The organism is Halomonas sp. A020 (genome assembly GCF_027943625.1).
In the GTDB taxonomy this organism is placed as follows: domain Bacteria; phylum Pseudomonadota; class Gammaproteobacteria; order Pseudomonadales; family Halomonadaceae; genus Vreelandella; species Vreelandella piezotolerans.
This window is the reverse complement of record NZ_AP022850.1, coordinates 2,754,124-2,780,178: the sequence shown is the minus strand read 5'-3', so window position 1 is coordinate 2,780,178 and position 26,055 is coordinate 2,754,124. Positions and strand designations below refer to the sequence as shown.

At 60.8% G+C, this 26,055-nt stretch carries 19 protein-coding genes; 14 read left to right on the top strand and 5 right to left on the bottom strand.

Annotated elements, in window-relative coordinates; translation table 11 throughout:
- Positions 1-22: 22 nt before the first annotated feature.
- Together malT and FRH_RS12935 are read right to left on the bottom strand one after the other, a co-directional pair.
- The gene (malT, locus tag FRH_RS12940) at positions 23-2,728 is read right to left on the bottom strand and encodes an HTH-type transcriptional regulator MalT (RefSeq protein WP_281996976.1); all 2,706 of its coding nucleotides are present in this window, start codon (positions 2,726-2,728) and stop codon (positions 23-25) included.
- Positions 2,729-2,889: 161 nt separating this feature from the next.
- Complete coding sequence (locus tag FRH_RS12935; protein WP_139528484.1) at positions 2,890-4,425, bottom strand: carbohydrate porin; 1,536 nt, start codon at positions 4,423-4,425, stop codon at positions 2,890-2,892.
- A 469-nt stretch (positions 4,426-4,894) separates the two neighbouring features.
- Between FRH_RS12935 and FRH_RS12930 the strand changes: the two genes are divergently transcribed.
- The 6 genes from FRH_RS12930 (at position 4,895) to FRH_RS12905 (ending at position 12,100) form a co-directional block, all read left to right on the top strand.
- Entirely contained in the window at positions 4,895-6,166 is a 1,272-nt protein-coding gene (locus FRH_RS12930; RefSeq protein ID WP_219863351.1) for an ABC transporter substrate-binding protein, read from the top strand.
- Positions 6,167-6,180: 14 nt separating this feature from the next.
- Positions 6,181-7,173: a sugar ABC transporter permease gene (locus FRH_RS12925; protein ID WP_139528482.1), complete on the top strand. Its 993-nt coding sequence runs from the start codon at positions 6,181-6,183 to the stop codon at positions 7,171-7,173.
- Positions 7,173-8,015: a carbohydrate ABC transporter permease gene (locus FRH_RS12920; protein ID WP_139528481.1), complete on the top strand. Its 843-nt coding sequence runs from the start codon at positions 7,173-7,175 to the stop codon at positions 8,013-8,015. The genes FRH_RS12925 and FRH_RS12920 overlap by 1 nt, the downstream gene beginning before the upstream one ends.
- A 68-nt stretch (positions 8,016-8,083) precedes the next feature.
- Positions 8,084-9,700 carry an alpha-glucosidase family protein gene (locus FRH_RS12915; RefSeq protein ID WP_139528480.1) on the top strand — a complete coding sequence of 539 codons (1,617 nt, stop codon included), beginning with the start codon at positions 8,084-8,086 and terminating at the stop codon, positions 9,698-9,700.
- Positions 9,701-9,765: 65 nt separating this feature from the next.
- Complete coding sequence (gene ugpC / locus FRH_RS12910; protein WP_139528479.1) at positions 9,766-10,872, top strand: sn-glycerol-3-phosphate ABC transporter ATP-binding protein UgpC; 1,107 nt, start codon at positions 9,766-9,768, stop codon at positions 10,870-10,872.
- Positions 10,873-11,050: 178 nt separating this feature from the next.
- Positions 11,051-12,100 carry a LacI family DNA-binding transcriptional regulator gene (locus tag FRH_RS12905; RefSeq protein WP_231125665.1) on the top strand — a complete coding sequence of 350 codons (1,050 nt, stop codon included), beginning with the start codon at positions 11,051-11,053 and terminating at the stop codon, positions 12,098-12,100.
- A 23-nt stretch (positions 12,101-12,123) separates the two neighbouring features.
- On the opposite strand, the gene gap is transcribed toward FRH_RS12905, so the two are convergent.
- Positions 12,124-13,128, bottom strand: coding sequence for a type I glyceraldehyde-3-phosphate dehydrogenase (gap, locus tag FRH_RS12900; protein WP_281996975.1), 1,005 nt, complete (start codon positions 13,126-13,128; stop codon positions 12,124-12,126).
- 238 nt (positions 13,129-13,366) lie between these two features.
- On the opposite strand from gap, the gene pyk reads away from it, so the two are divergent.
- Both pyk and FRH_RS12890 read left to right on the top strand, forming a co-directional pair.
- Positions 13,367-14,833 carry a pyruvate kinase gene (gene pyk, locus FRH_RS12895; RefSeq protein ID WP_281996974.1) on the top strand — a complete coding sequence of 489 codons (1,467 nt, stop codon included), beginning with the start codon at positions 13,367-13,369 and terminating at the stop codon, positions 14,831-14,833.
- 54 nt (positions 14,834-14,887) lie between these two features.
- Entirely contained in the window at positions 14,888-15,364 is a 477-nt protein-coding gene (locus FRH_RS12890) for a methylglyoxal synthase (protein WP_281996973.1), read from the top strand.
- A gap of 17 nt (positions 15,365-15,381) precedes the next feature.
- Here FRH_RS12890 and cra read toward each other — a convergent pair whose 3' ends face one another.
- Positions 15,382-16,356 (bottom strand): catabolite repressor/activator, encoded by a 975-nt coding sequence (gene cra, locus FRH_RS12885; RefSeq protein ID WP_281996972.1) that lies wholly within the window; start codon positions 16,354-16,356, stop codon positions 15,382-15,384.
- A gap of 236 nt (positions 16,357-16,592) precedes the next feature.
- On the opposite strand from cra, the gene ptsP reads away from it, so the two are divergent.
- The 5 genes from ptsP (at position 16,593) to FRH_RS12860 (ending at position 24,586) form a co-directional block, all read left to right on the top strand.
- A complete protein-coding gene (ptsP, locus tag FRH_RS12880) occupies positions 16,593-19,463 on the top strand; it encodes a phosphoenolpyruvate--protein phosphotransferase (RefSeq protein ID WP_281996971.1) in 2,871 nt (956 codons plus the stop codon).
- Positions 19,463-20,434 carry a 1-phosphofructokinase gene (gene pfkB / locus FRH_RS12875; RefSeq protein ID WP_281996970.1) on the top strand — a complete coding sequence of 324 codons (972 nt, stop codon included), beginning with the start codon at positions 19,463-19,465 and terminating at the stop codon, positions 20,432-20,434. The genes ptsP and pfkB overlap by 1 nt, the downstream gene beginning before the upstream one ends.
- Entirely contained in the window at positions 20,431-22,167 is a 1,737-nt protein-coding gene (locus tag FRH_RS12870) for a PTS fructose-like transporter subunit IIB (RefSeq protein WP_139528472.1), read from the top strand. The genes pfkB and FRH_RS12870 overlap by 4 nt, the downstream gene beginning before the upstream one ends.
- Before the next feature lie 236 nt (positions 22,168-22,403).
- Complete coding sequence (gene pgi / locus FRH_RS12865; RefSeq protein ID WP_139528471.1) at positions 22,404-24,071, top strand: glucose-6-phosphate isomerase; 1,668 nt, start codon at positions 22,404-22,406, stop codon at positions 24,069-24,071.
- A 134-nt stretch (positions 24,072-24,205) separates the two neighbouring features.
- A complete protein-coding gene (locus tag FRH_RS12860) occupies positions 24,206-24,586 on the top strand; it encodes a gamma-glutamylcyclotransferase (protein WP_139528470.1) in 381 nt (126 codons plus the stop codon).
- Here FRH_RS12860 and FRH_RS12855 read toward each other — a convergent pair.
- Positions 24,535-24,735 (bottom strand): hypothetical protein, encoded by a 201-nt coding sequence (locus FRH_RS12855; protein ID WP_244993008.1) that lies wholly within the window; start codon positions 24,733-24,735, stop codon positions 24,535-24,537. The two genes, FRH_RS12860 and FRH_RS12855, sit on opposite strands and share 52 nt — an antisense overlap.
- A 213-nt stretch (positions 24,736-24,948) precedes the next feature.
- Between FRH_RS12855 and FRH_RS12850 the strand changes: the two genes are divergently transcribed.
- Complete coding sequence (locus tag FRH_RS12850; protein WP_281996969.1) at positions 24,949-26,028, top strand: PA0069 family radical SAM protein; 1,080 nt, start codon at positions 24,949-24,951, stop codon at positions 26,026-26,028.
- Positions 26,029-26,055 lie beyond the last annotated feature (27 nt).

The window sequence follows — 26,055 nt, the reverse complement described above, 5'->3', positions numbered from 1 at the left end:
GGAGGAGTGATCACACGGCGCCTCACTCCCCCTGAATATGCGCCATGAGTTGCCCTGCCAGCGCAATGGCTTCGTCCCGGCGGCGAATGCTCTGCTTTTGGTAAAGGCTGCGGATATGGGTCTTGATGGTCGTCGGCGCCACCGAGAGCTGTTCGGCAATCTGCTCATTGGAGAGCCCGGCGTAAATCAACCCCAGGATTTGCCATTCGCGTCGGGTGAGCGGCGAGGTGCGAATCAGCTCCGGCACGTCAGGTCTTGCGACAATATCGGCGATCACCGTTTCATCCAGCATCAAGCGTCGGGCGCTTCCAAAATCTTTCTGCTGACCCGCCAGCGCCAGCAGCCGCTCTGCCCTCGCCTGCTCCAGCGCTGAAAGCGGACCGTCCGTCAATACGCCCGACAGCAGATCTCCCAACGGTTTGCCCATGCGCAAAAAGCTGCCTATCAACGCCGTGCGAGACGCCAAACTGAGCGCTTGATGCATGTGGCGGCGGGCTTGCGCCTCCTGGCCAGCCGACCACGCAGCGGCCGCGAGGCAGAGCTGGTTGCGATTGGCATCGGTGACCAGCCCAAGTCTTTGAGTATGGACTTCGAGCGCTTCCAACAGCGCGCGGGCCTCATCAAAGCGGCCCAGCAGCGTGAGCGCCCGGGCGTGATTGCGTACGTTACACTGTGCAAAGTGGTTGGTGGCCCCGTCGGTGATGGGGGCGGGCGCTTCCTGACGCCAGCGCTCTACCGCGTCGAGGTCTTGCGTGGAGTGCCACCAGGCCAGCAGCGTGGCGTGGGCATTGGCCACCCAGTCGATATGGTAATCGCCTTCGGCCAGGATTTTACGCAGCCGCCGAATATGATCAGCGCACTGAGCCTGATCGCCACGGCTCTGGGCAATTTTGGCCAGTTGAATGTGGCACTGCAGCGTCCAGCGCTCGCCCTGGTTGTCGAGCACGGCAATGCCTTTGAGCGCGGCCTGCTCGGCTTCATCCAGGCGGTGCCACTCCCAAAGCACCTGGCTGCGAATCCGGTAGAGAAACTCCGCCACGGGCAGGTGCTCGAGCTCTGCCCGCTCCAGATGGGCAAAAGCGCGCTCTTGAATATCGTAAGCGGCCTGCAAGCGCCCCTGGGCCACCAGCGTTTCCGACTGATGGCAGAATGACCACAGCAGTAGCTGGTGATCTTCTCGCTGGCGTGCCAGACGCTCCACCTCGCGCACCCGTTGCAGCGACTCGTCCAGATAGCCCAGCACGAAACGCGCCTCGCTCAAGATGGCGGTCGCGGTCAGCGGGGTGGAGGCTAAATAGCGGGCGGGCACGGCCAGCGCCTGTTCAGCGAGCGGCGCAGCGCGCTCGGCGTTGCCCTGATTGATCGCTAATTGGGCGCGCAGGGTGGCAAACTCGGCCGTCAGCCGCTGCCACTCTGGGGCCTCCAGCTGCGCTTCGATCCATTGGATGACTCGTGCGGTGATATCGAACTGGAACTGCGCATGGGAGACCCAGCCGTAGAGCAGCGCCAGCTCTGGGCGTGTCGAGATTTGCGGCTCCCCCAGCAGCCCAAGCCCTTGAGCCAGCAGCGCGTAGGCCCCGCTGGCCAACAGCGCTGGCCCTTGCGCGACCAGTAGACTGGCCACCTCCTCGGGCGATTCCGCCAAAATGGCTTGGCGCAACGCCATGATCGGGTCGTTGAGTGCCAGCCAGGCTTGGCTGGCCCGCTGGTGCAGGGTGCGCTGGGTGGCCAAGCTAAGCTCGTGGCGGCGGTGGCGCAGGTACTCCCCGAACAGCCGTTGAAAGCGGTACCACTGGGCGTGGGGGTCGGGCCGCTCGATGAATAGCCCCGCTTGCTCGAAGGCATCGAGCCGCTGGGTAAGCCGCTCGCCCTCCAGCAGGCGCGCCATCAATTCAGGTGAGAAGCGCTCCAGCACACCGAGCTGCAGTAGTAGCTCTCGCTCCTCAGGGGGCAGCGCCTCGGCCAGCCGTTCATCGAACCAGGCCACAAAATCGGGATGACCGCCGTTTAGCCGCTCGACCAGCGCATCGAATCCGGCGCGAGTCGTCGTACGCTCCACCAGCCAGTTCAGGGCCATCACCCAGCCGCCGCTGCGGCGCAGCGCCCGCTCCAGGCTCACCCGAGTAGGCGGAAAACTGAGCTGCTCGGCGCAGAGGGTTTGCGCCTCTTCGCTATCGAAGGCCAGGGCGCTTAGATCGATCTCTTCGAGTTCGCCGCGCAGCCGCAGGCTGGCAAGGCCCAGCGCAGGCCGGGAGCGACTGGCCAGGGTCAGGGTCAGCCAGGGCGGCTGATGACGCAGCCAGTGGGCAAGCCCCGCCAGAATATCGGGGTGCGTCAGGTGCTCGAACTCATCCACGACCAGCCGACAAGCCGTCCGCTGCTTCGGCAGCTCGCCCAGCCAGCGCTCTAGCTGCTCCACGCACTCCGCCTCCTCGGACAAAGGCGACAGCGGCGCATCCTCACGTAACAGCGTATCGATGGCGGCTTGCCAGTAGCTTAAAAAGCGCTCGGGCCGATTGTCGCGCTGGTCCAGGCGCAGCCAAGCGGCGTCTTGCTCCAGGGCGGGTAGGCGTTCTGCCAGTAGCGTGGTCTTGCCATAACCCGACGGGGCTTGAACGAGAAGCAGGCGCACGCGCTCGTTCAATGCAAAGGCATCATTGAGGCGCGGCCTTGCCACGACGCCCAGTGGCAACGTCGGTGCGGTAAGCTTTTCTTGTAGCAGCGGCATGGCCCTCTCCTATGTGTGTCTACCAACGTCCTCGTCTCATGACTTAGGCTACTCATTTGGACAATAAAAAGCCCGCGACGAGTCGCGGGCAATCAGCATGGGCAGATGGCGCTCATGCCGCCATGAGATCGAAAGCAGTCTTGCTAGCGAGCGGTACTCCCCTAGAACCATACTTCGGTTTGGACACCGAAGGTGAACTCACCACCTGTGAAGCCGTCGCTGCCCAGAGAGCTAGCACCGTAGCTGTTCAGGCTCTCATCCCAGTCGCTGTAGGTGGTGAACAGACGGATTTCAGGACGCTTCCAGAACCCGCCCACTTCCGGCTTGAAGGTCGGAGCGATGGTGAACTTCATGTAGTCGCCGTCCACCGCATTGCGACCGCTGTAACCCTGCGGCTCGAAGTCCATCCACTGGTAGCTGGCTTCGTACTGCATTTCGAAGTTTTGGTTGATTTCGTTCGCCAGGCGAACGTTCAGCGTGGCCCAATCATAGCTATCGCCACTAGCAAAACGGTCGTCGCTGGTTTCCGCCAGGATGGCCGGCGCAATGCGCCACTGCGGGGCAATGTAGGTCGTGCCGTAGAGGGCAAGGCGCGTGGCGCTGGCATCATCGGTCAAGTCGCCGTTGCTACCCAAGCCTTTCACCTCGGCACCCAGGCCTTGGCCGTGCAGTACGGCGGCCTTGAAGTTACCGTCGCCCAACCCAAAGAAGCTATCACCGTGGTAGGCCACCATGGTGTGCCAACCGGTATCGGCAGCGGTTTGGCCCACGCCGATGTCGCGCTCGTCGTTATCGGCAGCGGACATGCCGTTGACCATCACCTGCCAGTTACCGAAGTAGTTGTTGGAGGTCAGGACAAGGTTGTCGGTATCGCTGTTTTCGCCGTCCAAACCGGGGTTTTCACGGTTGACGACCGGGAAGTCGCTGAAGCTGCGACCATAGAGCGAGAAGTTGGTTTTCCAGTTCTCCGCCAGCTGCACGTCGTACACACCACCACCGGTACCGGCGAGAAAGACCACGTCGCTGTCAAGCCAGTGAATGTCGAAGTTATTGCGATCGAAGCGCTTACCCGCCCAGATCGAGGCGTTCTCGAAGGCCCCTGTAAAGCTCGGCAAATCGCTGAACTCTGCGTACACCTGACGCACGTTCAGGTTGGTGTCATCGCCCACCCAGTCGTTGCTGGAGTTGGTGCCATGGGCCAGCATGGTGGTGTAGCGGGCTTTGGCGCCGTTATCGAACTGCATGCGGTAGTTCAGGATCGCTTCAGAGTAGGTGTCCGGCTCGTTGCCCAAACGCCCTACCGCCCCACCGTTACCACCGGCGGGCGTTAGGTACGGGCCACCCGGTGCACTTTTGCCATCTTCACCAATCAGCAGGCCAGATCGGGCGTAAACGTTAAACGAAAAGCCCTCTTCGCCGCTGGCCTGGCGTTCGACGCGGGCCAGGCGCTCTTCGATATCGGCATTGGTAGTCGCCGCAGCCGGGGCGCTGGATGCAGGCGCGGTTCCGCGACCTTGCTCGGCTAGCTCGGCGCGGCGCTCGGCCGCTTCAGCTCGCTGCTCAGCGGCTGCAATGCGTGCTTCCAGCTCGGCAAAGCGCTCTTCCAAGGTCATGTCAGCATTGGCGGCACCGCAAAGACCGAAGCTGGCAGCGGCGACGGCAATGGCTAAAGGTGTTTTGAACGTCATTTTATGCATTGTTTTTCAACCCTAGTGTTAAATCCTATTGTTTTTTATCCCGAACGCCCGAACCGTTTGGCTCCCTACTTTTTGATCACCGGCCCCAAAACCGGTGTAAAAAAAGCCAGCGTTTCAGTGCTGCCACCCGTGTCGTTACTTCGACTCGCCGAAGCCTGTGCCCAACAACGCGACAAGGTGATTGACTCAACGTGTTGCAAAGCAACTTTCGTGTTGTGTGAAGATAGAGTGACAGTTGAAACTTAATCGATTAAGAGCACGTAAACCAACAAGCTTTTACTAATTATCGACCAATGTCTAAAAGGTTATTTATCTTAGAGAAATTGAATTGACATAGATTAGACAAAAGTCGCTATTGAACTTCACGACGACAGACGGCTAACTGGCAGCGTACTTAATCGTTTAAGTAGGCGCTATGAGCGCATTGATACCCCATCACCCACAACAATAAACGCCGAGGAACGCCGTAATGAAAAAGACACTACTCACTTCAGCTATTGCTTTGGCCAGTCTTGCCAGTGCCACCGGGTCTGCCCAGGCGGCCGAACTGACGATCTCCTGTGGTGCAGTTGGCGCAGAGTTGACCCTTTGCCAAGAAGGCGTACGCGCTTGGGAAGAGAAAACCGGCCACAGCGTCGATGTGGTTTCAACGCCCAACTCGTCTACTGAGCGCCTGTCTCTCTATCAACAAATTCTCTCCGCTAACTCCAGCGATATCGATGTGATGCAGATCGACGTGGTATGGCCCGGTCTGCTAGCCAACCACCTGCTCGACCTGCGCGAAGTACTGGGTGAAGACGCCGCAGCCGGTCACTTCGACACCATCGTGACCAATAACACCATCGATGACCGCCTGGTCGCCATGCCCTGGTTTACCGATGCGGGGGTGCTGTACTACCGCGAAGACCTGCTGGAAAAGCATGGCCACGAGGTGCCCACCACGTGGCAAGAGATGACGGAGATCGCGCGCGATATTCAAAACGCCGAGCGTGAAGCGGGCAACGACCGTATGCAGGGCTTCGTGTTCCAAGGCCGCGCCTACGAAGGCCTGACCGTCAACGCCCTCGAGTGGGTTGCCAGCTTTGGCGGCGGCACCGTGGTCGATAACGAAGGCGAAGTGACCATCAACAACGAGCGCGCTGCCCAAGCGCTGGATCTGGCCGCCTCTTGGATTGGCGACATCTCCCCGGAAGGCGTGCTGAACTACACCGAAGAGGAAGCACGGGGTGTTTTCCAGGGCGGCAATGCCGTCTTCATGCGCAACTGGCCCTACGCGTGGTCACTGGCCCAGAGTGACGATAGCGACGTGCGCGGCAAAGTAGGCGTCGTGCAGCTGCCTGCCGGCGGTGAAGAGGGCCAGAGCGCCGCGGGCCTGGGCGGCTGGAACCTGGCCGTGTCGCGCTACAGCGAGCATCCTGAGATCGCCGCTGACCTGGTGGCGTATCTGACCGGTGAAGAAGAGCAAAAGCGCCGCGCCATTCAGGCTTCTTACAACCCGACGATCGATTCGCTCTACCAAGACCAGGAAGTGCTGGATGCCGTGCCCTTCTTCGGCACGCTTTACGATACGTTCACCAACGCGGTGGCCCGCCCCTCTGCCCCCACGGGCGATGCCTATGGCCGTGTCAGCAACGCGTTCTTCAGCACCTCTCATGACGTGCTGTCCGGCACCAAAGATGGCGCTCAAGCCGTCGCCGACCTTGAAGGCGAATTGCTGCGCCTGAAGCGTCGCAACTGGTAAACGCGGAGACACCTATGTCGAGCTCTTCTCACCACTCTCACCAAAACGCGCCCCTCGGGGCGCGTTCCGCCACGCCAGCGCGGCGGCAACGGGGTACCAAGGTCCGCCGCCAACGCGTCAAGGCGGCGTGGCTGTTCTTAGCCCCCATGCTGATTGCCCTCACGCTGGTGGCGGGCTGGCCGTTACTACGTACGTTTTTCCTGAGTTTTACCGATGCGTCGCTCTCCGATTTGGGCTCGGCGAATCTGATCGGTTTTGAAAACTACCTGGTCTACGACAACGGCCGCTGGTTTGGCGTGCTGGCGGACCCAGTGTGGTGGCAGTCCGTGTGGAACACGGTTTACTTCTCGGTGGTGTCGGTATCGCTGGAAGTCGTTTTCGGCGTCATCGTCGCACTGATTTTGAACGCAGAATTCAAAGGCCGCGTGATCGTTCGGGCGGCCGTGCTGATTCCCTGGGCCATTCCTACCATCGTGTCGGCTCAGATGTGGGCGTGGATGCTCAACGACCAGTTCGGCATCATCAACCACCTGCTGATGATGGTCGGTATTATTGATAACCCCATCGCTTGGACCGCGAGCGCCACCTACTCCATGTGGGCGGTGATCATGGTCGACGTGTGGAAAACGATTCCCTTCGTGGCTCTGTTGGTCCTGGCCGCGCTGCAGATGCTGCCCAAAGATTGCTACGAAGCCGCCGAGGTGGATGGCATTCATCCGGTGCGCGTGTTCTTCAAGGTCACGCTACCGCTGATTACCCCGGCGCTGATGGTGGCGGTCATCTTCCGCCTGCTGGATGCCCTGCGGGTCTTCGACGTGATCTACGTGTTGACCTCCAACTCCACCAGCACGATGTCGATGTCGGTCTACGCGCGCCAGCAGCTCGTCGAGTTTCAGGACGTCGGCTACGGCAGCGCCGCATCCACGCTGCTGTTCTTGATCATCGCGCTGGCCACCGTGGCTTATCTCTACCTTGGCCGCAAACAGATTCAATTGGGAGGTGACTGATGAACAGCCGTCAGTTAGCCAAAGTAGCGAAACGCGTCGGGTTCTGGGCACTGATTGCCGTCATCATGGTGTACGCGGTCTTCCCGTTCTACTACGCCGTCATTACCTCGGTAAAACCCTCCAGCGACCTGTTCCGCGTGGAGCTATGGCCCTCGACCTGGAATCTGGACAACTACGCACAGATCTTTAGCCAATCGAGCTTCGTGAGGGCGATCTTCAACTCGATCATCGTCGCGTTCAGCGTGGTATTCATCGCGCTGCTGCTAGGCATCACCGCTTCTTACGCGCTGGGTCGGGTACGCTTTCGCGGCCGCTCCACCGTGCTGCTGGTCATTCTCGGCGTGTCGATGTTCCCTCAAGTGGCCGTTCTCTCTGGGCTGTTCGAAGTGATTCGCGCGCTGAACCTCTACAACAACCCGGCAGGCCTCATTCTCAGCTACACCATCTTTACCCTGCCCTTTACGGTGTGGGTGCTCACCACCTTCATGAAGCAGCTCCCCATGGAGCTGGAAGAGGCGGCGATCATGGATGGGGCAACGCCCTGGGTGACCATCACCAAGGTATTTCTGCCGCTGATGTGGCCCGCCATGGCGACCACGGGCCTGCTCGCATTCATCGCCGCCTGGAACGAGTTTCTGTTCGCACTGACCTTCACACTGACCGATGCGCAGCGCACGGTGCCGGTTGCGATTGCCCTTCTGTCAGGCGGTAGTGCCTACGAACTGCCCTGGGGGCCGATCATGGCAGCCTCCGTCGTGGTCACCGTACCGCTGGTGATTCTGGTCATCATTTTCCAGCGCCGCATCGTGTCCGGCCTGACCGCGGGTGCCGTGAAGGGCTAACCGCCTTCACACCATGGTCCCATGAATTCGCTGATCAAACTCAGCAACCGTTTTTAAGGAACACAGTAATGCAAGACAACATGATGTGGTGGCGCGGCGGCGTTATTTATCAAATCTATCCGCGTAGCTTCTTGGACAGCCGCGGCGACGGCGTAGGCGATCTGAACGGCATCACCGAAAAGCTGGATTACGTGGCCTCCCTCAACGTGGACGGCATCTGGCTATCGCCCTTCTTTACTTCTCCGATGCTCGACTTCGGCTATGACGTGAGTGACTACCGCGACGTAGACCCCATGTTCGGCACGCTGGAAGACTTCAAGGCGCTGCTGGAAAAAGCTCACTCGCTGGGCTTGAAAGTGATGATCGACCAAGTGATCAGCCATACCTCCGATCAGCACCCCTGGTTCCAGGAGAGCCGCCAGAATCGCACCAATCCTAAAGCCGACTGGTTCGTATGGGCCGATCCGAAACCCGACGGCACGCCGCCCAACAACTGGCTGTCGATTTTTGGCGGCTCGGCGTGGACCTTCGACTCCCGGCGCCAGCAGTACTATCTGCACAACTTCCTGACCAGCCAGCCGGACGTGAACTTCCACCACCCGGAAGCCCGTCAGGCGCAGCTCGACAACATGCGTTTCTGGCTGGATTTGGGCGTAGACGGCTTCCGCTTGGATACGGTCAACTTCTACTTCCACGACGCCGAACTGCGGGACAACCCGCCGGTACCGACAGGCGAAGCCAAAACCCTGGGGGCACCGGAAGCGAACCCCTACACCTGGCAGCGCCATGTCTACGACCTCAGCCGGCCGGAAAATCTGGACTTCCTCAAAGACCTGCGTGCGCTGATGGATGAGTACCCCGGCACCACCACCGTGGGTGAGATTGGCGACGATAATCCGCTAGAACGCATGGCCGAATACACTGCCGGTGGCGATAAGCTGCACATGGCGTACACCTTCGACCTGCTCAACATGCCCCACTCCGCCAGCTACCTGCGCGAAGTGATCGAACGCTTCCAACGCTTGGCGGGCGACGCCTGGCCTTGCTGGGCCACGTCCAACCACGACGTGGTGCGCAGTGCGACCCGCTGGGGCGCTGAGGAAGACCCCCACGCCTACCCAAAAGTGATGCTGGCCATGCTGTTCTCACTGCGCGGCAGCGTGTGCCTGTACCAAGGCGAAGAGCTGGGCCTACCGGAAGCGGACGTGCCCTTCGAGCGCATTCAAGACCCCTACGGCAAAGTGCTGTGGCCCGAGTTCAAAGGCCGCGACGGCTGCCGCACGCCCATGCCCTGGACCGACGGCGATCAGGGTGGCTTCTCGCCAGTAGAGCCGTGGCTGCCCATGGAAGCTCGTCACTTGGATTTGGCGGTGAGCCGCCAGCAAGACGACCCCAACGCCACACTCAATACCGTACGCGCCCTGCTGGCGTTCCGCCGCCGCCACCCCGCCCTCTTCGATGGCGATTTATCGTTGGTCGACGTCGGTGACGACCTGCTCGGCTTTACCCGTCAAAAAGGCGACGAGATCTTGCTATGTGTTTTCAACCTGACCGGGCAAGAGCAGCAAACCACCCTGCCCGTGGAGGTCGCCAGCGACTTGCCGGTCGCCCATTTTACCGCCACGCGAGACGGCAGCACACTCACGCTGCCCGCGTACCAAGCCGCCTTTATGCAGGTTGCCTAAACGCCGCCCATAACAGTTAATAACGATAGCCGACCCGCTCAGGTCGAGGTCGGCAAGGAGTTACCATGGCAAGTGTTACGCTTGAAAAGGTCAACAAGGTATTTGGCCGCGACCACATCATCAAAGACGTCGATCTTTCCATTGGCGACGGCGAGTTCGTCGTGTTCGTGGGTCCCTCCGGCTGCGGTAAATCCACCCTACTGCGCCTGATTGCAGGGCTCGAATCGATCACCGATGGCGACCTGAACATTGGCGGCACCGTGGTGAACGACCTACCCCCCCGCGAGCGCGGCGTCGGCATGGTGTTTCAGTCCTACGCGCTCTACCCGCACATGACCGTCTACGACAACATGGCCTTTGGCCTAAAGCTGGCCAACACTGCTAAAGAGACCGTTCACGAGCGGGTAATGAGCACGGCCAAAATCCTGCAGCTGGAAGAGCTGCTGCACCGCAAACCCAAAGCCCTCTCTGGCGGCCAGCGCCAGCGCGTGGCGATGGGACGTGCCATGGCGCGGGAGCCGCGCATTCTGCTGTTCGACGAGCCGCTCTCCAACCTGGATGCCTCGCTGCGGGTGCAGATGCGTAACGAAATCGCCCGCCTGCACAACCGTCTTGGCTCTACCATGATCTACGTGACCCACGATCAGGTCGAAGCCATGACCCTGGCGGATAAGATCGTAGTGCTCAACCGGGGCCATGTGGAGCAAGTGGGCAGTCCCCACGAGCTGTACCAGCGTCCGGCCACCCAATTCGTCGCGGGCTTCATTGGCTCGCCTACCATGAATTTTATGCCCGCCGAGCTGATCAGCGGCGCCGCCGAAGGCTGCCGCGTCAAAGCAGCGGGCATCGGCGAGGTCTCACTGCCCCAAGCGGGCGACGCTTACTCACAGGGCACCTCGCTCACGCTTGGCGTGCGGCCCGAGCACCTTCGCTTGGAAGCGCCTCAAGGCGATAACTGCTTCGATATCGTCAACGTCGAGTACCTGGGCAACGAGGTCTACGTCTATCTGGAGCCGAAAGCGGGCTCGACGCTGCTCATCCATCGCAGCGAAGCGCCCAGCCAGTGGCAAGAGGGCCAGCAGGTGTCGCTGGTACCGGATACCGAACACGTCCACCTGTTCGATGAGAGCGGCGCCGCGTTGACACTAGCCAAGGCGCGCTCGGCCGCTTAAACACGGATAGAAAGACCCATAACGGCCTTGGCTGGATGAGGCACCTTGCAAAGAGGGTAGTCGTCAGACCGTCAAGGCCGTTATTCTTGTGCGCGACAATTCAATAATTAGCCTGCGCTGTAAAGGCGTCCGGCACGCACTCTCTCCGCCCATACTCTTCACCAGTTTAGGAAGCTCCGTGACCACCCCTCGCCGAATGACCTTAAAGGACCTTGCGCTCGAACTCGGCGTTTCTACTGCGACGATTTCCAACGCCTTCAATCGCCCCGACCAGCTCTCTCCGCTGCTGCGCGATCGCATTCTCAAAGAAGCCAAACGCCTGGGGTATAACGGCCCCGATGCCAAAGCGCGCAGCCTGCGCACCGGCCGCTCCAGCATCGTGGCGGTGATTCTGGCCGAAAGCCTGACTTACAGCTTGAACGATGCCGTCGCCAGTGAGTTTCTTTCCGGTGTAGCGGAAGTCCTGGATGCCCATGGCCATACCCTGCTGCTGCTTCCAGGCCGGGGGCACGCATCACAACCGCCCGGCTCGGCCAACATTGCCGATGGCTTCATCGTCTACGGCCTGATGCCCAACAATAAACTGTTGAACGAACTGCCGTCGCAGCGTCCGCTGGTCTCGGTCGACTTCGATATCGACGGCTGCCCCACGGTGCATATCGATGACCGTGACGCTAGCTACGCCATGGCCATGCATGCCCTTAAACAGCGTCCTACCCGGCCTGCCATCATCAACCTGCGGCTGACCAGAGAGCCCTGTAATGGCCGAGTAACGAAGGCGCATACGTTGCTTCCCGACAGCAGCACGATCAGCCGAGCACGCCTCGCCGGGTTTCACGCCGCGCTCAGTGAACACGGGTTCGATACCGATACCATTCCGCTATGGAACATCGAGGAGAACGTGTTCGATGTGTGCTCGCCGGTGATCACCGAGATCCTCGATCAGCCAGCAGAGCAGCGTCCCGATCTGCTGCTGTGCATGTCGGATCGGATTGCTCTGACCGCGCTGACGCTGGCGGAACAGCGAGGCATCCAGGTGCCGAAGGCGTTACGCATCACGGGGTTCGATGGCATTGCCGAAGGGCAATATCGTGCCCCTCGATTGACGACCGTGCGCCAGGACAGCGCGGGCAAAGGACGTGTCGCGGCCAAAATGATTCTGGGGCGAATACCCAAGACCCAACAGCTGCTCCAGACCGAGCTGCTGTTGGGCGATACCTGTCCTTAGCGGACAGCCCCTAAACGGCGGGATTACTGCGCAGTTTTCTGCATGGCGATGGCGGTATCCAACATGCGGTTGGAGAAGCCCCACTCGTTGTCGTACCACGCCATGATTTTCACCAACCGGCCATTAACGCGGGTGTGATTCGCGTCAAAGGTAGACGAGTGCGCATCGTGGTTGAAATCGATGGAGACCAGCGGCTGGGCGTTAACCGCCAGGACAGGGGAGTTCGCGGCGGCTTTCTCGACGATCTCGTTGATCTCCTCTTTGGTCGTATCACGTCCTGCAGTGAAAGTCAGATCCACCAGAGAGACGTTGATCACCGGTACGCGCACCGCCAAACCGTCGAACTTGCCCGCCAGCTCCGGTAATACCAGACCTACTGCAGCGGCAGCGCCGGTCTTGGTCGGAATCATGGAGTGGGTAGCGCTACGGGCACGGTAGGGGTCGGAGTGGTACACATCCGACAGGTTTTGGTCGTTGGTGTAGGCATGAACCGTGGTCATCAGGCCGTTTTCGATACCAACAGCGTCGTTCAGCGCTTTGGCAACCGGTGCTAGGCAGTTCGTCGTGCACGACGCGTTGGACACCACGGTGTGCTCAGCGGTGAGGATGTCGTCATTGACACCGTAAACGATGGTGGCATCCGCGTCCGGGCTGGGAGCTGAGATCAGCACACGCTTGGCGCCCGCAGCAATATGCTTGGCAGCCGCCTCGCGCTTGGTGAACAGACCAGTACACTCCATGACGAGATCGATATTCATGGACGCCCAGGGTAGGTTGGCCGGATCACGCTCGGAGGAGATCGTAATACGATCACCATCTACGCTGACGCTTTCGGCGTCATGCTCGACACTGAAGGGGAAGTGGCCGTGAACCGTATCATGACGCAGTAGATGGGAATTAAGCGAAGGGTCACCCAGATCATTGATCGCAACGACCTGAACGCGATCACGGTAGCCGTTCTCATACAGTGCACGCAGTACGTTGCGGCCAATCCGTCCAAATCCGTTAATGGCAACTCTTATTGTCATGGTAGCACCTCAATCAAGCAGTGGTCGTAGATGGCGTATCCAGTAAAAAAATTACTAAAAATACGTATTTAATCACCTGTAGGCCGATTAAAACCTGCCATAACCGCCCCTAAAGGCTAATAACTATCCAATATGTAGTAAAATTACTATATAAAGGCTATCGTAGTCCAATACTTAATCAACGATTCACCCGCCCTTTATCGGGCCACGTTCAGCAACGCTGCCCCCAGGAGCCCCTATGACACGCGCAACGTCCTCGACTCCCCTACGCCGTACCAAAATCGTCGCCACGCTTGGCCCAGCCAGCGACCGTCCTGGGGTATTGGAAGCCATGCTAAAAGCAGGCGTTGACGTGGTGCGCCTCAACTTCTCCCATGGGTCTGCCGATGATCATCGCAAACGCCTCAACGCTGTCCGCGAGATCGCCCAGCGCCTGGGCCGCAGTGTCGCCGCCCTCGGCGACTTGCAGGGCCCTAAAATTCGCATTTCGCGCTTTGCCGAAGGCGCCGTTCATCTAGAGGTCGGTCAACCGTTCGTGCTGGACATGGCACTAGATGCCAATGGCGGCAGCAGCGAGCGCGTCGGCTGCGACTACAAAGCGCTCATCGATGACGTCACCCCCGGCGACCGTCTGCTGCTGGACGATGGTCGCGTCGTGCTGGACGTCACGTCTATCGTTGGGCAAGAAGTTCACACCCGAGTTCACGCGGGCGGCAAGCTGTCCAACAATAAAGGCATCAATAAGCAAGGCGGCGGCCTTTCCGCCCCAGCGCTGACCGATAAGGATAAAGAAGACCTGAAAACCGCCATCGAGATTGGCGTGGATTACCTCGCCGTTTCGTTCCCACGCAGCGCCGCCGACATGCAGGAAGCGCGTGTTCTACTGGGTGACGAGGGCAAAGAGATCGGGCTGGTGGCGAAATTGGAGCGTGCCGAGGCCGTCGCCAACGACGACACCTTGGACGCGATCATCGAAGCATCGGAAGCGGTGATGGTCGCTCGCGGCGACCTGGGCGTAGAGATAGGCGATGAGGCGCTGATCGGCACGCAAAAGCGCATTATCAAGCATGCCCGTTCGCTGAATCGCGCGGTGATCACCGCCACCCAAATGATGGAGTCGATGATCGAATCGCCGCTCCCCACCCGTGCGGAAGTCTTCGACGTAGCCAACGCCGTGCTCGACGCCACCGATGCCGTCATGCTCTCGGCGGAAACCGCAGCGGGCGACTATCCGGTGGAAACCATCGAAGCCATGGACCGCGTCTGCCTGGGTGCCGAGCGCGAGCGCATTGCTCAAGCCTCCGGCCACCGCATCCATGAAGGCTTCGAGCGGATCGATGAAACCATTGCGCTCTCCGCCATGTACGCCGCCAACCATCTGACCGGCGTACGCGCCATTGCCTGCATGACCTCCACCGGCTACACGCCGCTGATTGCCTCGCGCATTCGGTCGGGCCTGCCGATCGTAGGCTTGGCCCATAGCCCCATCGCCCAGCGTCGCATGGCGCTTTACCGCGGCGTGGTCTCGCTTCCATTCGATACCACGCACATGGAGGCGACCGAAGTGAACCAGGAAGCCATCAAGCTGCTGAAAGCCCATGGATTGGCACGCCCGGGCGAGCATGTCATTCTTACTCGCGGCGACCACATGAACGCCCATGGCGGCACCAACACCATGAAAGTACTGGCCGTCGACGCCGAATGAATAACCGTCTCGACGGACGATGAATAACAAGCGAATGACCAGGAGAGCCATGCCATGAACGATGCCCGCCCACCCCGCCAAGCGGTGCGCACGCTGCAACCGCGCAAGCGTATTGCGTTGATAGCCCACGATGGCAAAAAAACCGAGATGTTGGAGTGGGCGACGCGCTGGCAGGAGACGCTGAGCCAGCACACGCTGATTGGCACGGGCACTACCGCCGGGCGGCTGAAGACCGCCCTGGGGCTAGAGGTAGAAGGCTTGATGAGCGGGCCGCTGGGCGGCGACCAGCAGATCGGTGCACGTATCGCCGAGCAGCAGCTCGACGTGCTGATTTTCTTCTGGGACCCCTTTGCACCGCAGCCCCACGACCCGGATGTGAAAGCGCTGCTGCGTTTGGCGGCGCTGTGGAACGTGCCGGTGGCCTGTAATGCGGCGAGTGCTGACTTTCTGCTTTCCTCGCCCTACTTGGCCGAACGCTACGATATGTCGATCCCCGACGCGAATGCCTGGGCAAAGGCCCGCACGGTATAACCGCGCGCACCTTTTGCTTAACGAGTACGCAGGTGGCGTGCCACCACCTGCTGACCGCATTGGTAGCTTCCGTTCATCGCCCCGAGCGCGCACTGAAGCGTCAGCTCGGCGATGCGGTCGTAATCTTGCAGTGCCGAATTGACCGGCTGGGGGAGAAAATCCAACAGGCGATGATCGCCGAAGGTGGCTAACCGAAGTGTCCTCGGCATCCCACCTCGAGCCAGCAGCTCATCGAAGACGCCCTCCATGAGTGCGTAAGAGGCGGTGACCAGCGCATCCACCTCGCCCGCCGCAAACGCTTGCTGCGCCAGCGCCACGCCCACATCCCGCTCGTAACGCTCGCCGCTGAAGGTGGTCGCCTCAACCCCCTGGCCTTCCAAGGCGGCAAAGAAACCCGCACGGCGCTCACGGCTCACCGAGAGTTCGGGCATGGCATCCAACCAGGCAATGCGACGCGTTGACCCATCCATCACCGAGCGCGTCAGCGCGTAAGCCGCCTCTTGGTCATTGCTCACCACGCTGGCAAAACGCTCGGGTGTCAGGCCACGGTCCATTCCAACGACGCTCCAGCCTTCGTCGGCCAAATCCGTATAAAAAGTGTCGCTCTCTGGCAGACAGCTGGCGGTAATCAGCACCTCACAGCGCTGGGCGCGCAGCGCCAAGGCCAGCGCGCGCTCACTATCCGCGCAGTCATCGGAACTCACCACCAGTAGCTGGTAGCCGCGTTCGCGGGCACCGCGCTCCAGGCGCTTGGCAAGGCGCGCATAGCTGATGTTCTCTAAATCCGGCACGATCAAACCAATCAAACGGCTCGCGCCACGGCGCAGCGCGGCAGCTTGAGGATCGATGTGATAGCGGTGCTGACGCACCACGGCCATCACTTTATCGATGGTGGCCGGGCTAATACGCCGCTGTTCGGCCTGGCCGTTGATTACATAGCTTGCCGTGGTGCGCGAAACCCCGGCAAGCCGGGCAATATCGGCAAGTGTCATGCTGGTTTCTCCCTAGATGAAGACGGCAGTTTAGCAGCCGTTTTACCCTCTTCAGACCAAAGTCTTAAAAGACAACCCTTGTGTCGAAAAGTGAATCGATTCAGCATAGCCACTATACACAGGTGACACGATTCATCCAGTTAACCACAACGATCTACGACTAACGTTTTATGCGCGCACTTTCGCCGCCAATCGCAGACGTTGCCGTTGCCTGACCGCGTTTACAGGAGACCCCTATGTTGACACTCGGCCCCGATGACATCTTGCTCGACCGCCATGCGGACAACTGGCAAGCTGCGCTCGACAGCGCCGCCAACGCTCTGGCAGAGGCTGGCCTGGTGGCGGCCGAGTACCGCGATGGCCTACACGCCCGCGAAGCGCAGTCCTCGACTTACTTAGGCAATGCCATTGCGATTCCCCACGGCACCCCGGAAAGCCGCCAACACGTCAAGCGTACCGGCGTGCGGGTGCTGCAGTTCCCTGAGGGGGTTCAGTGGCACGACGGCAACACCGTTCACGTACTGGTCACGATAGCGGCACAAAACGACGAACACCTGGATATTTTGCGCCAGCTAACCCACGTCCTCGACCGCGACGGCGTGGCAAGCGAGTTGGCTCGCGCCAGCTCCGCCGCCGATGTTGCACGCCTGCTCTCTAAGCCGTCACTAGCCCCCCGCCTGGATGCCGATACGCTATGTATCAACTTCCCCGCCCGTGACCCGCAGGAGCTGGCCCTGGCGGCGGCTGCGCGGCTGCGTCAAAGCGGCTGCGTGGATAATGGCTTTATCGGTACCGTGGCGAGCGCCCAGCCCCAGTGGCTGGGCAAAGGCCTGTGGCTCTCGAGCAGCGCCCAAGGCGTAAACCAACCCGCGCTAGGCGTTGCCACCCCCGCCGATGGCACGCTCGAGCACCGCGGTCATCCGGTGCATGCGCTGTTCTGCCTCGCTGCCAGCGGTGACGCTCACCTGCCGCTGCTCGAACAGCTGATGGCGGTGCTGGAAAACGGCGAAAGCGACAGCTTCTTAGGCAAAAGCAGCGCCCAGCTACTGGCGGCACTGGCCGGTGAAACCGCCAGCACCCAAACCCGCCGGGTGCGCGTTCTGAACCCCCACGGCCTGCACGCTCGCCCGGCCAAACAGCTGGTACAGATCGCTCGTGCCCAGCCCATGCCCATCAACGTGCGCCTGGAAGAGGGCAGCGCCACTACCGTCTCCGCCGCAAGCTTGACCAAAGTGATTGGTTTGGGTGCGCGCCGCGGCCAGTGGCTGATTTTCTCCGCCGAGGGCGAACAGGCAAATGCCGCGTTAGACGCCATTGCCGCCGCCGTCGAGAGTGGCTTGGGTGAGAAAGTCACGCCCTTCGATGGCGGTCGCGACGCGGCCCCAGCCGCTAGCACCAGTAAGCCCGCCGTCGAACCACTCGCTGCCGATACGCCCCATTCCGGCGTTGCCGCCTCGCCCGGTTTGGCGATTGCACCGGTGTTCGTCATTCGCCCGATGCAGTTCGACTATCCTGAGCACGCCAATCAGCCCGACGACGAGATCGCCCGCTTGGAAGCGGCCCTGAAAGAAGGCGCCACCCAGCTTCAGGCGCTGGTACATAAAGCGCCCGGCGGCGAAGTCGCGGACATTCTCTCCATGCATGAAGAGATGCTCGACGACCCCGAACTTCACCAGGCGGCCATCGACGCCATTCGTGAAGGCCGCTCGGCGGAAGCGGGCTGGTGGGAAGCCATCGACACCGCCGCCCACGCTCAAGAGATGCTGGCCGACCGACTGCTGGCCGAACGCGCCGCCGACCTTCGCGATGTCGGCCGCCGCGTGCTCGGCGTGCTTTGCGACGTCAGCCTGCCCGAGCCACCCGACCACCCCTATATCTTGGTCATGGACGATATCGGCCCCTCTGACGTGGCCCGCCTGGATACCTCCCGTGTGCGCGGCCTGCTGACCGTGCGCGGCGGTGCAACCGCCCACAGCGCTATTTTGGCCCGTGCGCTGGGCATTCCTGCTGTGGTCGGTGCCGGTGAAGCGGTGATGGCGCTGCATAACGGCGGCATGATGATTCTGGATGGCGAGCGCGGCCGCGTGACGTCGCAACCTTCCGAGGAGCGCCTGCGCCGCGCCGAACAGCAGCTGCTCGACCAGCAGCAGCGTGAAGCGGACGCCTGGGAGCTGCGATTCGAGCAAGCGCAAACCCGCGACGGCCACAAGGTGGAAGTGGCTGCCAACCTCGGCAACACCGCCCACGCCGCCGATGCGGTCGAGCGTGGTGCGGAAGGCGTCGGCCTTTTGCGCACCGAGTTTCTGTTCATGGCCTACTCCAGCGCGCCGGATCTCGCCACGCAAATCGCCGAATACCGCGAAGCGACCGATGCCCTCGACGGCCGCCCGCTCGTCGCCCGCACCCTGGACGTGGGCGGCGACAAGCCGCTGCCTTATTGGCCAGTGCCCCAGGAAGACAACCCCTTCCTCGGCCTGCGGGGTATTCGCCTAGCGCTGACCCAGCCGGACGTGCTGGAAACCCAGATTCGCGCACTGCTGATGGCCGCCGTCGGCAAACCGCTGCGCATCATGCTGCCGATGGTCAAAGACGTGGCCGAATTCCGCGCGGCGAAAGCGATCTATGACCGCCTGCTCACCGAGATCGCCCCCCAGCAGCGCGCCACCGACGTGCAGCTTGGCGTGATGATCGAGGTCCCATCGAGTGCCTTGTTAGCCCCGACGCTGGCCGCCGAAGTGGACTTCTTCTCGGTCGGCACCAACGATTTGACCCAGTACACACTGGCCATTGACCGCGGCCATCCAGAGCTCTCCGCTCAAGCTGATGGCCTGCATCCGGCGGTACTGCGCTTGATACAAATGACCGTAGAGGCCGCCCATGCACACGGTAAATGGGTCGGCGTGTGTGGTGAGCTAGCCTCCGACGCCATGGCCGTGCCAGTGCTGGTGGGCCTGGGTGTCGATGAACTCTCGGTCAGCGCGCGTCAAATCCCGTTGGTCAAAGCTCGCCTGCGTGAATTCGACTTGGCAGATGCCCAGGCCACGGCGCAGCTCGCGCTCGGCAAGGCGACCAGCGACGAGGTACGCGACGCCCTGGAGGCCCGCTAATGGCACGAGTCGTCTGTATTACGCTCAACCCCGCGCTGGATCTCGCTTTCAATCTGGAGGCGCTGACGCTGGGACACGTCAACCGCCCCACCAGCGCGCAGCTAGAAGCGGCCGGTAAAGGCGTGAACGTCGCGCGGGTGTTGGCAAGTTTAGGTCACGAGGTGATCGTGAGCGGTTTTTTGGGCGAAGAGAACGATGCTCCGTTCAGCCTCGCCTTTCCCCGTTACGGCGTCATCGACGCCTTCGTGCGGGTGCCGGGCAGCACGCGCATTAACGCCAAACTTGCCGAGCAGAGCGGCCGCGTGACCGATATCAACGGCCCCGGCATGCCCATCGAAGCTGCCCACCTGGAGGCTTTACGCGCTGCGCTCGGCGGCTTGTTCGATGGTAGTGCGCCGCCCGAGGCCGTGGTGGTGGCGGGCAGCCTGCCTCCCGGTATCGATCAACCCGCGTTCGGCGAGCTGCTTGCCTTCTTGAAAGGTTTCGCAGTGCCGCTGTGGGTAGATACCAGCGGTCCGGCGCTGCTCACGGCGATTGCCGCGCAGCCTGCCGCAGTAAAGCCCAACGAAACCGAGCTGGCCGACTGGGCCGGTAGCACGCTCGATACCGACCAGCAGCGCCAAGCTGCCGCCGAACGGCTGCACGCCAGCGGTATCGAACACGCGCTGATTTCAGCAGGTGCCGAAGGCGTTCTATGGGTGAGCCAGCACGGCACTTGGCAATCCACGCCGCCCACTGTCACCGCCACAAACACCGTTTGCGCGGGTGACACCTTTGTGGCGGGCATGCTGCATGGGCTGCTGAGCCAGCACACACCCGTCGATACGCTTCGTTTTGCGACGGCGCTTTCTGCCGAAGCGGTACGCCACGTCGGGGTGGGCACCCCCCACGCCGATGATTTCGACTCACTCCAACAACAGACCCGGGTACGGCGTCTTGACGACACCCACACCGAGGGAGCCACGCGATGAACCTCATTCTGATTACCGCCTGCCCCAGCGGCATGGCGACCACTTTCCTGGCCGCCAAGCGCCTAGAGCAAGCCGCCACGCGGCTAGGCTGGAACGTTCATGTGGAGATGCACGGCGAAATTGCGCCGCTGCAAGCCGCCAGCGCTGAACAGATCGCCAACGCCGATTTGATCGTCGTAGCTGCCGACCACGTGCCCGCCCCGGAGCGGTTCGAAGGCAAGCGGCTATTCCAGGCTCCTATTGCCAGCGCCCTGCCCGACCCCAGCGCCTTTTTAAGCCAAGCTAAGCGGGAAGCGCCGATCTACAGTGCCCCGGCAGCCACAGCGGCTGCCCCGACTAGCAGTGCGGGGGGTAAAAACATCGTTGCCGTCACCGCCTGCCCCACCGGTGTTGCCCATACCTTTATGGCCGCCGAAGCGCTGGCCGAAGCGGGTAAGGCCATGGGCCACCAGATTCGTGTGGAAACCCAAGGCTCGGTGGGCGCGCAAAACAAACTCACGGAAGCGGAAATCGCCGCCGCCGATGTCGTCGTGCTGGCCTGCGATATCGAAGTCGACCCCTCGCGCTTTGCGGGTAAGCGAATTTACCGAACGTCGACCGGCAACGCGCTCAAAAAGCCGCGCCCGACCCTGGAGGCCGCCCTCACTGACGCCGCCGTGGAAGACGGCACCAGCACTGCAGGCAGCGCCACGGCCAAAAAAAGCATCAAAGAAAAAGGCATTTATAAGCACCTGCTGACTGGCGTGTCGTTCATGCTGCCCATGGTGGTCGCAGGCGGCCTGCTCATCGCCCTCTCGTTCGTGTTCGGTATCGAGGCCTTCCAGGAGGAAGGCACCCTGGCCGCCGCGCTAATGCAGATTGGTGGCGGCACGGCCTTCGCGCTGATGATTCCCGTTCTAGCGGGCTACATCGCCTACTCGATTGCCGACCGCCCCGGCATTGCCCCCGGCATGATTGGCGGCATGTTGGCCGCCGAGATTGGCTCCGGATTTATCGGCGGTATTCTGGCCGGTTTCCTGGCGGGCTATGTGGCACTCGCCGTCACGCGCTACGTGAAGCTGCCCTCCAGCGTCGAGTCGCTCAAACCGATTCTGATCATCCCGCTGATTGCCAGCTTGGTCACCGGCCTGACGATGATCTACGTGATTGGCGAGCCGGTGGCTGCCGTGCTGAGCGCGCTCACCAGCTTCCTGGAGTCCATGGGCTCGACCAATGCCGTGCTGCTGGGCATTCTGCTCGGCGCCATGATGTGCTTCGACCTGGGTGGCCCGGTCAACAAAGCGGCCTACACCTTTGGCGTCGGCCTGTTGGCCTCTGAAACCTACGGCCCGATGGCCGCGATCATGGCGGCAGGTATGGTGCCCGCCATTGGTATGGGCATTGCCAGCTTCGTGGCGCGCAACAAGTTCTCCGCCCCCGAGCGGGAAGCGGGTAAAGCCTCGTTCGTGCTGGGCCTATGCTTTATCAGTGAAGGCGCGATTCCCTTCGCTGCGAAAGACCCGCTGCGCGTGATTCCCGCCTGTATCGCCGGGGGCGCGGTCACGGGTGCGCTCTCCATGCTGGTGGGTGCCAAGCTGATGGCCCCCCATGGCGGTATCTTCGTGCTGCTGATTCCTAACGCCATTACTCCCGCTCTGCTTTACCTGGGCGCCATTGTGGTGGGCTCATTGATCACCGGCCTGGGCTACGCGTTTATCAAACGTGGCGCTGCCCAAGTAGCCGTTGCCAGCTAAAAGCGGCACACTAAGGGCGAGGCAATCTCGCCCTTTTGTTTTTTCAGTCAGCCGTTCAAGACGACCGCCACCCCGCTGTTTTATTAACCATTTTTCTTACCATGTATCGCTAACTGTTGTTCTCACGCGCGCAATATGTAGTATTTTTACATAAAAAAAAGCGACGCCAGGGGTCGGACACGCCCCGTTAGCGATAACGATGTAAAACAGATGTAAAAACAACAGGACCGCCCGTTATGTTTCAACTCACTCGCAGCGTTACTTGGCAGGCCCTAGAGCGCCTGCGCGATAAAACCGCCAATGACCGTATTCGTGACTACTTTACGCATGACCCGCAGCGCTTTGAAAAAATGAGCCTGCGCGTCGGCGGCCTCTTTTTGGATTACTCCAAGCATCAGGTATCGGACGAGGTGCTGGCCAAACTGATCGAGCTGGCCGACCACTCCGCCCTGGTGCAGCGCCGCGCCCAGATGTTCTCTGGCGACATTATCAACGTGACTGAGAACCGTCCGGTACTCCACACCGCCCTACGCCATTTGGGCGATGAGCCGGTGTACGTGGACGGCGAAGACGTGATGCCAGAAATCACCAGAACCCGTGAGCAGATCAAACTGTTCTCCGAAGCGGTGCGCAGCGGCGAGTGGAAAGGCTATAACGGCCAGCGCATCAAAGACGTGGTCAATATCGGCATTGGCGGTTCGGATCTCGGCCCCAACATGGCAGTGCGTGCGCTGTTGAAGTATCGCCACCCGGAGCTGCACTTCCACTTCGTTTCCAACGTGGACGGCACCCATATTCAAAAAGTGCTCTCCCGACTCGACCCCGCCACCACACTGTTCATCGTCTCGACCAAAACCTTCTCCACCCAGGAAACCCTGCTCAACGCCAAGACCGCACGCCGCTGGTTTCTGGAAAATGCCGGAGATGATGCCGACGTGGGCGCGCATTTCATTGCTGCCTCCACCAACCGCAAAGCGGCCATGGAGTTCGGCATTCGCGAAGAGAACGTATTCGAGTTTTGGGCCTGGGTGGGTGGCCGCTACTCCATGTGGTCGTCCATTGGCCTACCCATTGCGCTCTCGATTGGCTTCGAAGGCTTTATCGAGCTGCTGGAAGGCGCCCATGAAATGGACCGCCACTTCATCGAAGCGCCTTTCGCTCAGAACATGCCGGTACTGATGGCGCTGATCGGCATTTGGTACATCAACTTCATTGGCGCGGAAACCCAGGCCATCGTGCCCTACGACCAAGCGCTGAACCAGTTGCCTTCTTTCCTGCAGCAGCTGGACATGGAGTCCAACGGTAAGTCGGTGGATATTTTCGGCCACCCGGTGAACTACAAAACCGGCCCGATTGTATGGGGCCAAACCGGCTCCAACGGCCAGCACGCCTTCTTCCAGCTGCTGCACCAGGGCACACGCTATGTGCCCATCGACTTTATTGCCTCGCTCAAGCCGGAGCCGGGCGTGGAAGATCACCACTTCGCCCTGCTGACCAATATGCTGGCCCAAGCCAACGCCTTTATGGAAGGCAGCCAAGGCGACAGCAAAGAGCTGAGCCAGCTCGACCCCTACAGCTGCCCAGGCAACCGCCCTTCCAGCACTTTGTTACTCGATGAGCTAACGCCGAAAAACCTGGGCGCGCTGATTGCGCTCTACGAGCACAAGGTGTTCGTTCAGGGGGTAATTTGGAACATCAACTCGTTCGACCAGTGGGGCGTGCAGCTCGGCAAGCGCATCGCCGGTGAAATCAGCGAGCGCATCGACGCCAACGCCGCGGATTTCGACGCGTCTACCCAGGGGCTTTTGGAACTCGTACGCGCCCACTTCCCTAGCAGCGCGCGCAAAGCCGATAGCGCCGAGCCAGCGAGCAGTGATAAAAAACCGGTGCGGAAGAAGCGTTAGGTTAAAAGGTAAGTAAGCACAGCGCCTTGGCAAACGACCAGGGCGCTTTTAGGTCAACGCCTATGGAATGGCGCTCACCCGTCGAAAATCGGCGTGTCGTCTTAGCTTATTGAATAGTGTGAAAAGGTGACCCCATGCAGCATCTTCACCAAGCCATCCAGCGCTGCCCTCGAGTCGCGGTGTACGGCACGTTAAAGCGCGGCCACCGCAATCATCATTGGTTAAACGGCGCTGACATGCTGGGTCAAGACTGCCTAAACGAGATTACGCTCTACGATCTTGGGCCCTACCCAGGCGCCAAGCTCACGCCGTCTGCCGGTGTGAGCGTGGAAGTGTACGCCATCGACGCCGAGCGATTAGCGCGGCTCGATGAATTGGAAGATTACCTGCCCCTGGCCCCCGCAGAAGGCGTGTACGACAGGACGGTGCTGGCAACACAGTATGGCGATGCGTGGTGCTATATCTACAACCCAACGGTTGAGGCAACGCAGCTGATTGAGAGCGGAGAGTGGTAGAACGATCTACAAAAAGGCGAGCTAGGTAAGCGGGAAAGATGACGCACATGCACGACGGGCTCATCGCGGTGCCGCCAAACGGTCAGCAATCGCTGAATATTGGTTTCTGCTTGCGGGTTATTGCGCTCTCCCGCCTCCTCCGTCGCCATGCCTTGCTGCATGTCGATAAGGATCAGCGCTACACGCTGACTCGTCGTCGCGGACATGCTCTCTCCCTGACGTCATCCCAGTAAGTCGTCCTCTTTTGCCAAAAATACCATGAGCGCTGTCGTGGCTGTACTGCCCGCTTGGTTGCGGTGCTGAGAAAACCTCATATACTGTATGCATGAACATATATTTCAATGCTACGTACGAGGTGGCAGATGACATCATTGGACCTCTCTCGCACTACCGTGCACAAAGGGCGCGGTGCTACCTACGACCCGCATAACCGTTTTGCCCCTACCCACAGCGTGGCGGAGGATGACGGCTGGTGGCAGGAAGAGGCCGCCACCTCGCTGGCAACGGAAGTGCGTGAAGAGCCCAGCAAAAGCGCGCTCTCTTGGAACCAGTCGCCCGACCTGCCCTTCGACCGCTCGCTCAACCCTTACCGTGGCTGTGAGCATGGCTGCGTGTACTGCTACGCCCGCCCTTCCCACGCTTATTGGGATTTATCGCCGGGGCTGGATTTCGAGACCAAGCTGATCGCCCGCAGCGGGTTGGTGGAGCATTTAAAAGAGGAGCTTTGCCACCCTCACTACGTTTGCCGTCCCATTAACCTTTCTGGCAATACCGACTGCTACCAGCCGCTGGAAGCCACTTACCAAACCACGCGCCGCCTGCTGGAGTTTCTGCTGGCGTGCCGACACCCGGTCACGCTAGTGACGAAAAGCACGCTGATTTTGCGGGATATCGATCTACTGGCAGAAATGGCGGAGCATCGCTTGGTGCGGGTGTTCGTGAGTTTGACCAGCCTGGACGCTAACCTCAAGCGTACGCTGGAACCCCGTGCGGCATCGCCCCAGGCGCGTTTGAAAGTGATTCGTGAGCTAAATACGGCGGGAATTCCGGTGGGCACGCTGGTATCCCCCATCATTCCTGGCCTGACCGACCATGAGATCGAACGCATTCTGGAAGCCGCGAGCCGTGCCGGAGCACGCACTGCCACTTGGATGCTGCTGCGGCTACCCCACGAGGTCGCGCCGCTATTCGAGGCGTGGCTAGAGGCCCACTACCCCGAGCGCGCCGCCAAGGTAATGAGTTTGATGCGCCAGTGTCGGGGCGGTAAAACCTACGAGGCGGCCTTTGGGAAGCGCTTTCGCGGCGAAGGGGTCTTCGCCGATTTGATTGCCCAGAGGTTTCAGCGTGCTAGCCGCCAGTGGAACATGCAGGCCCGCACCGATCAGGGGTTGAATACCCGTGATTTTCGTCCGCCCCGGGCGCAGTGGGATTTATTTGATTAGACTGCTGGAATACCCATCACTAAGAAG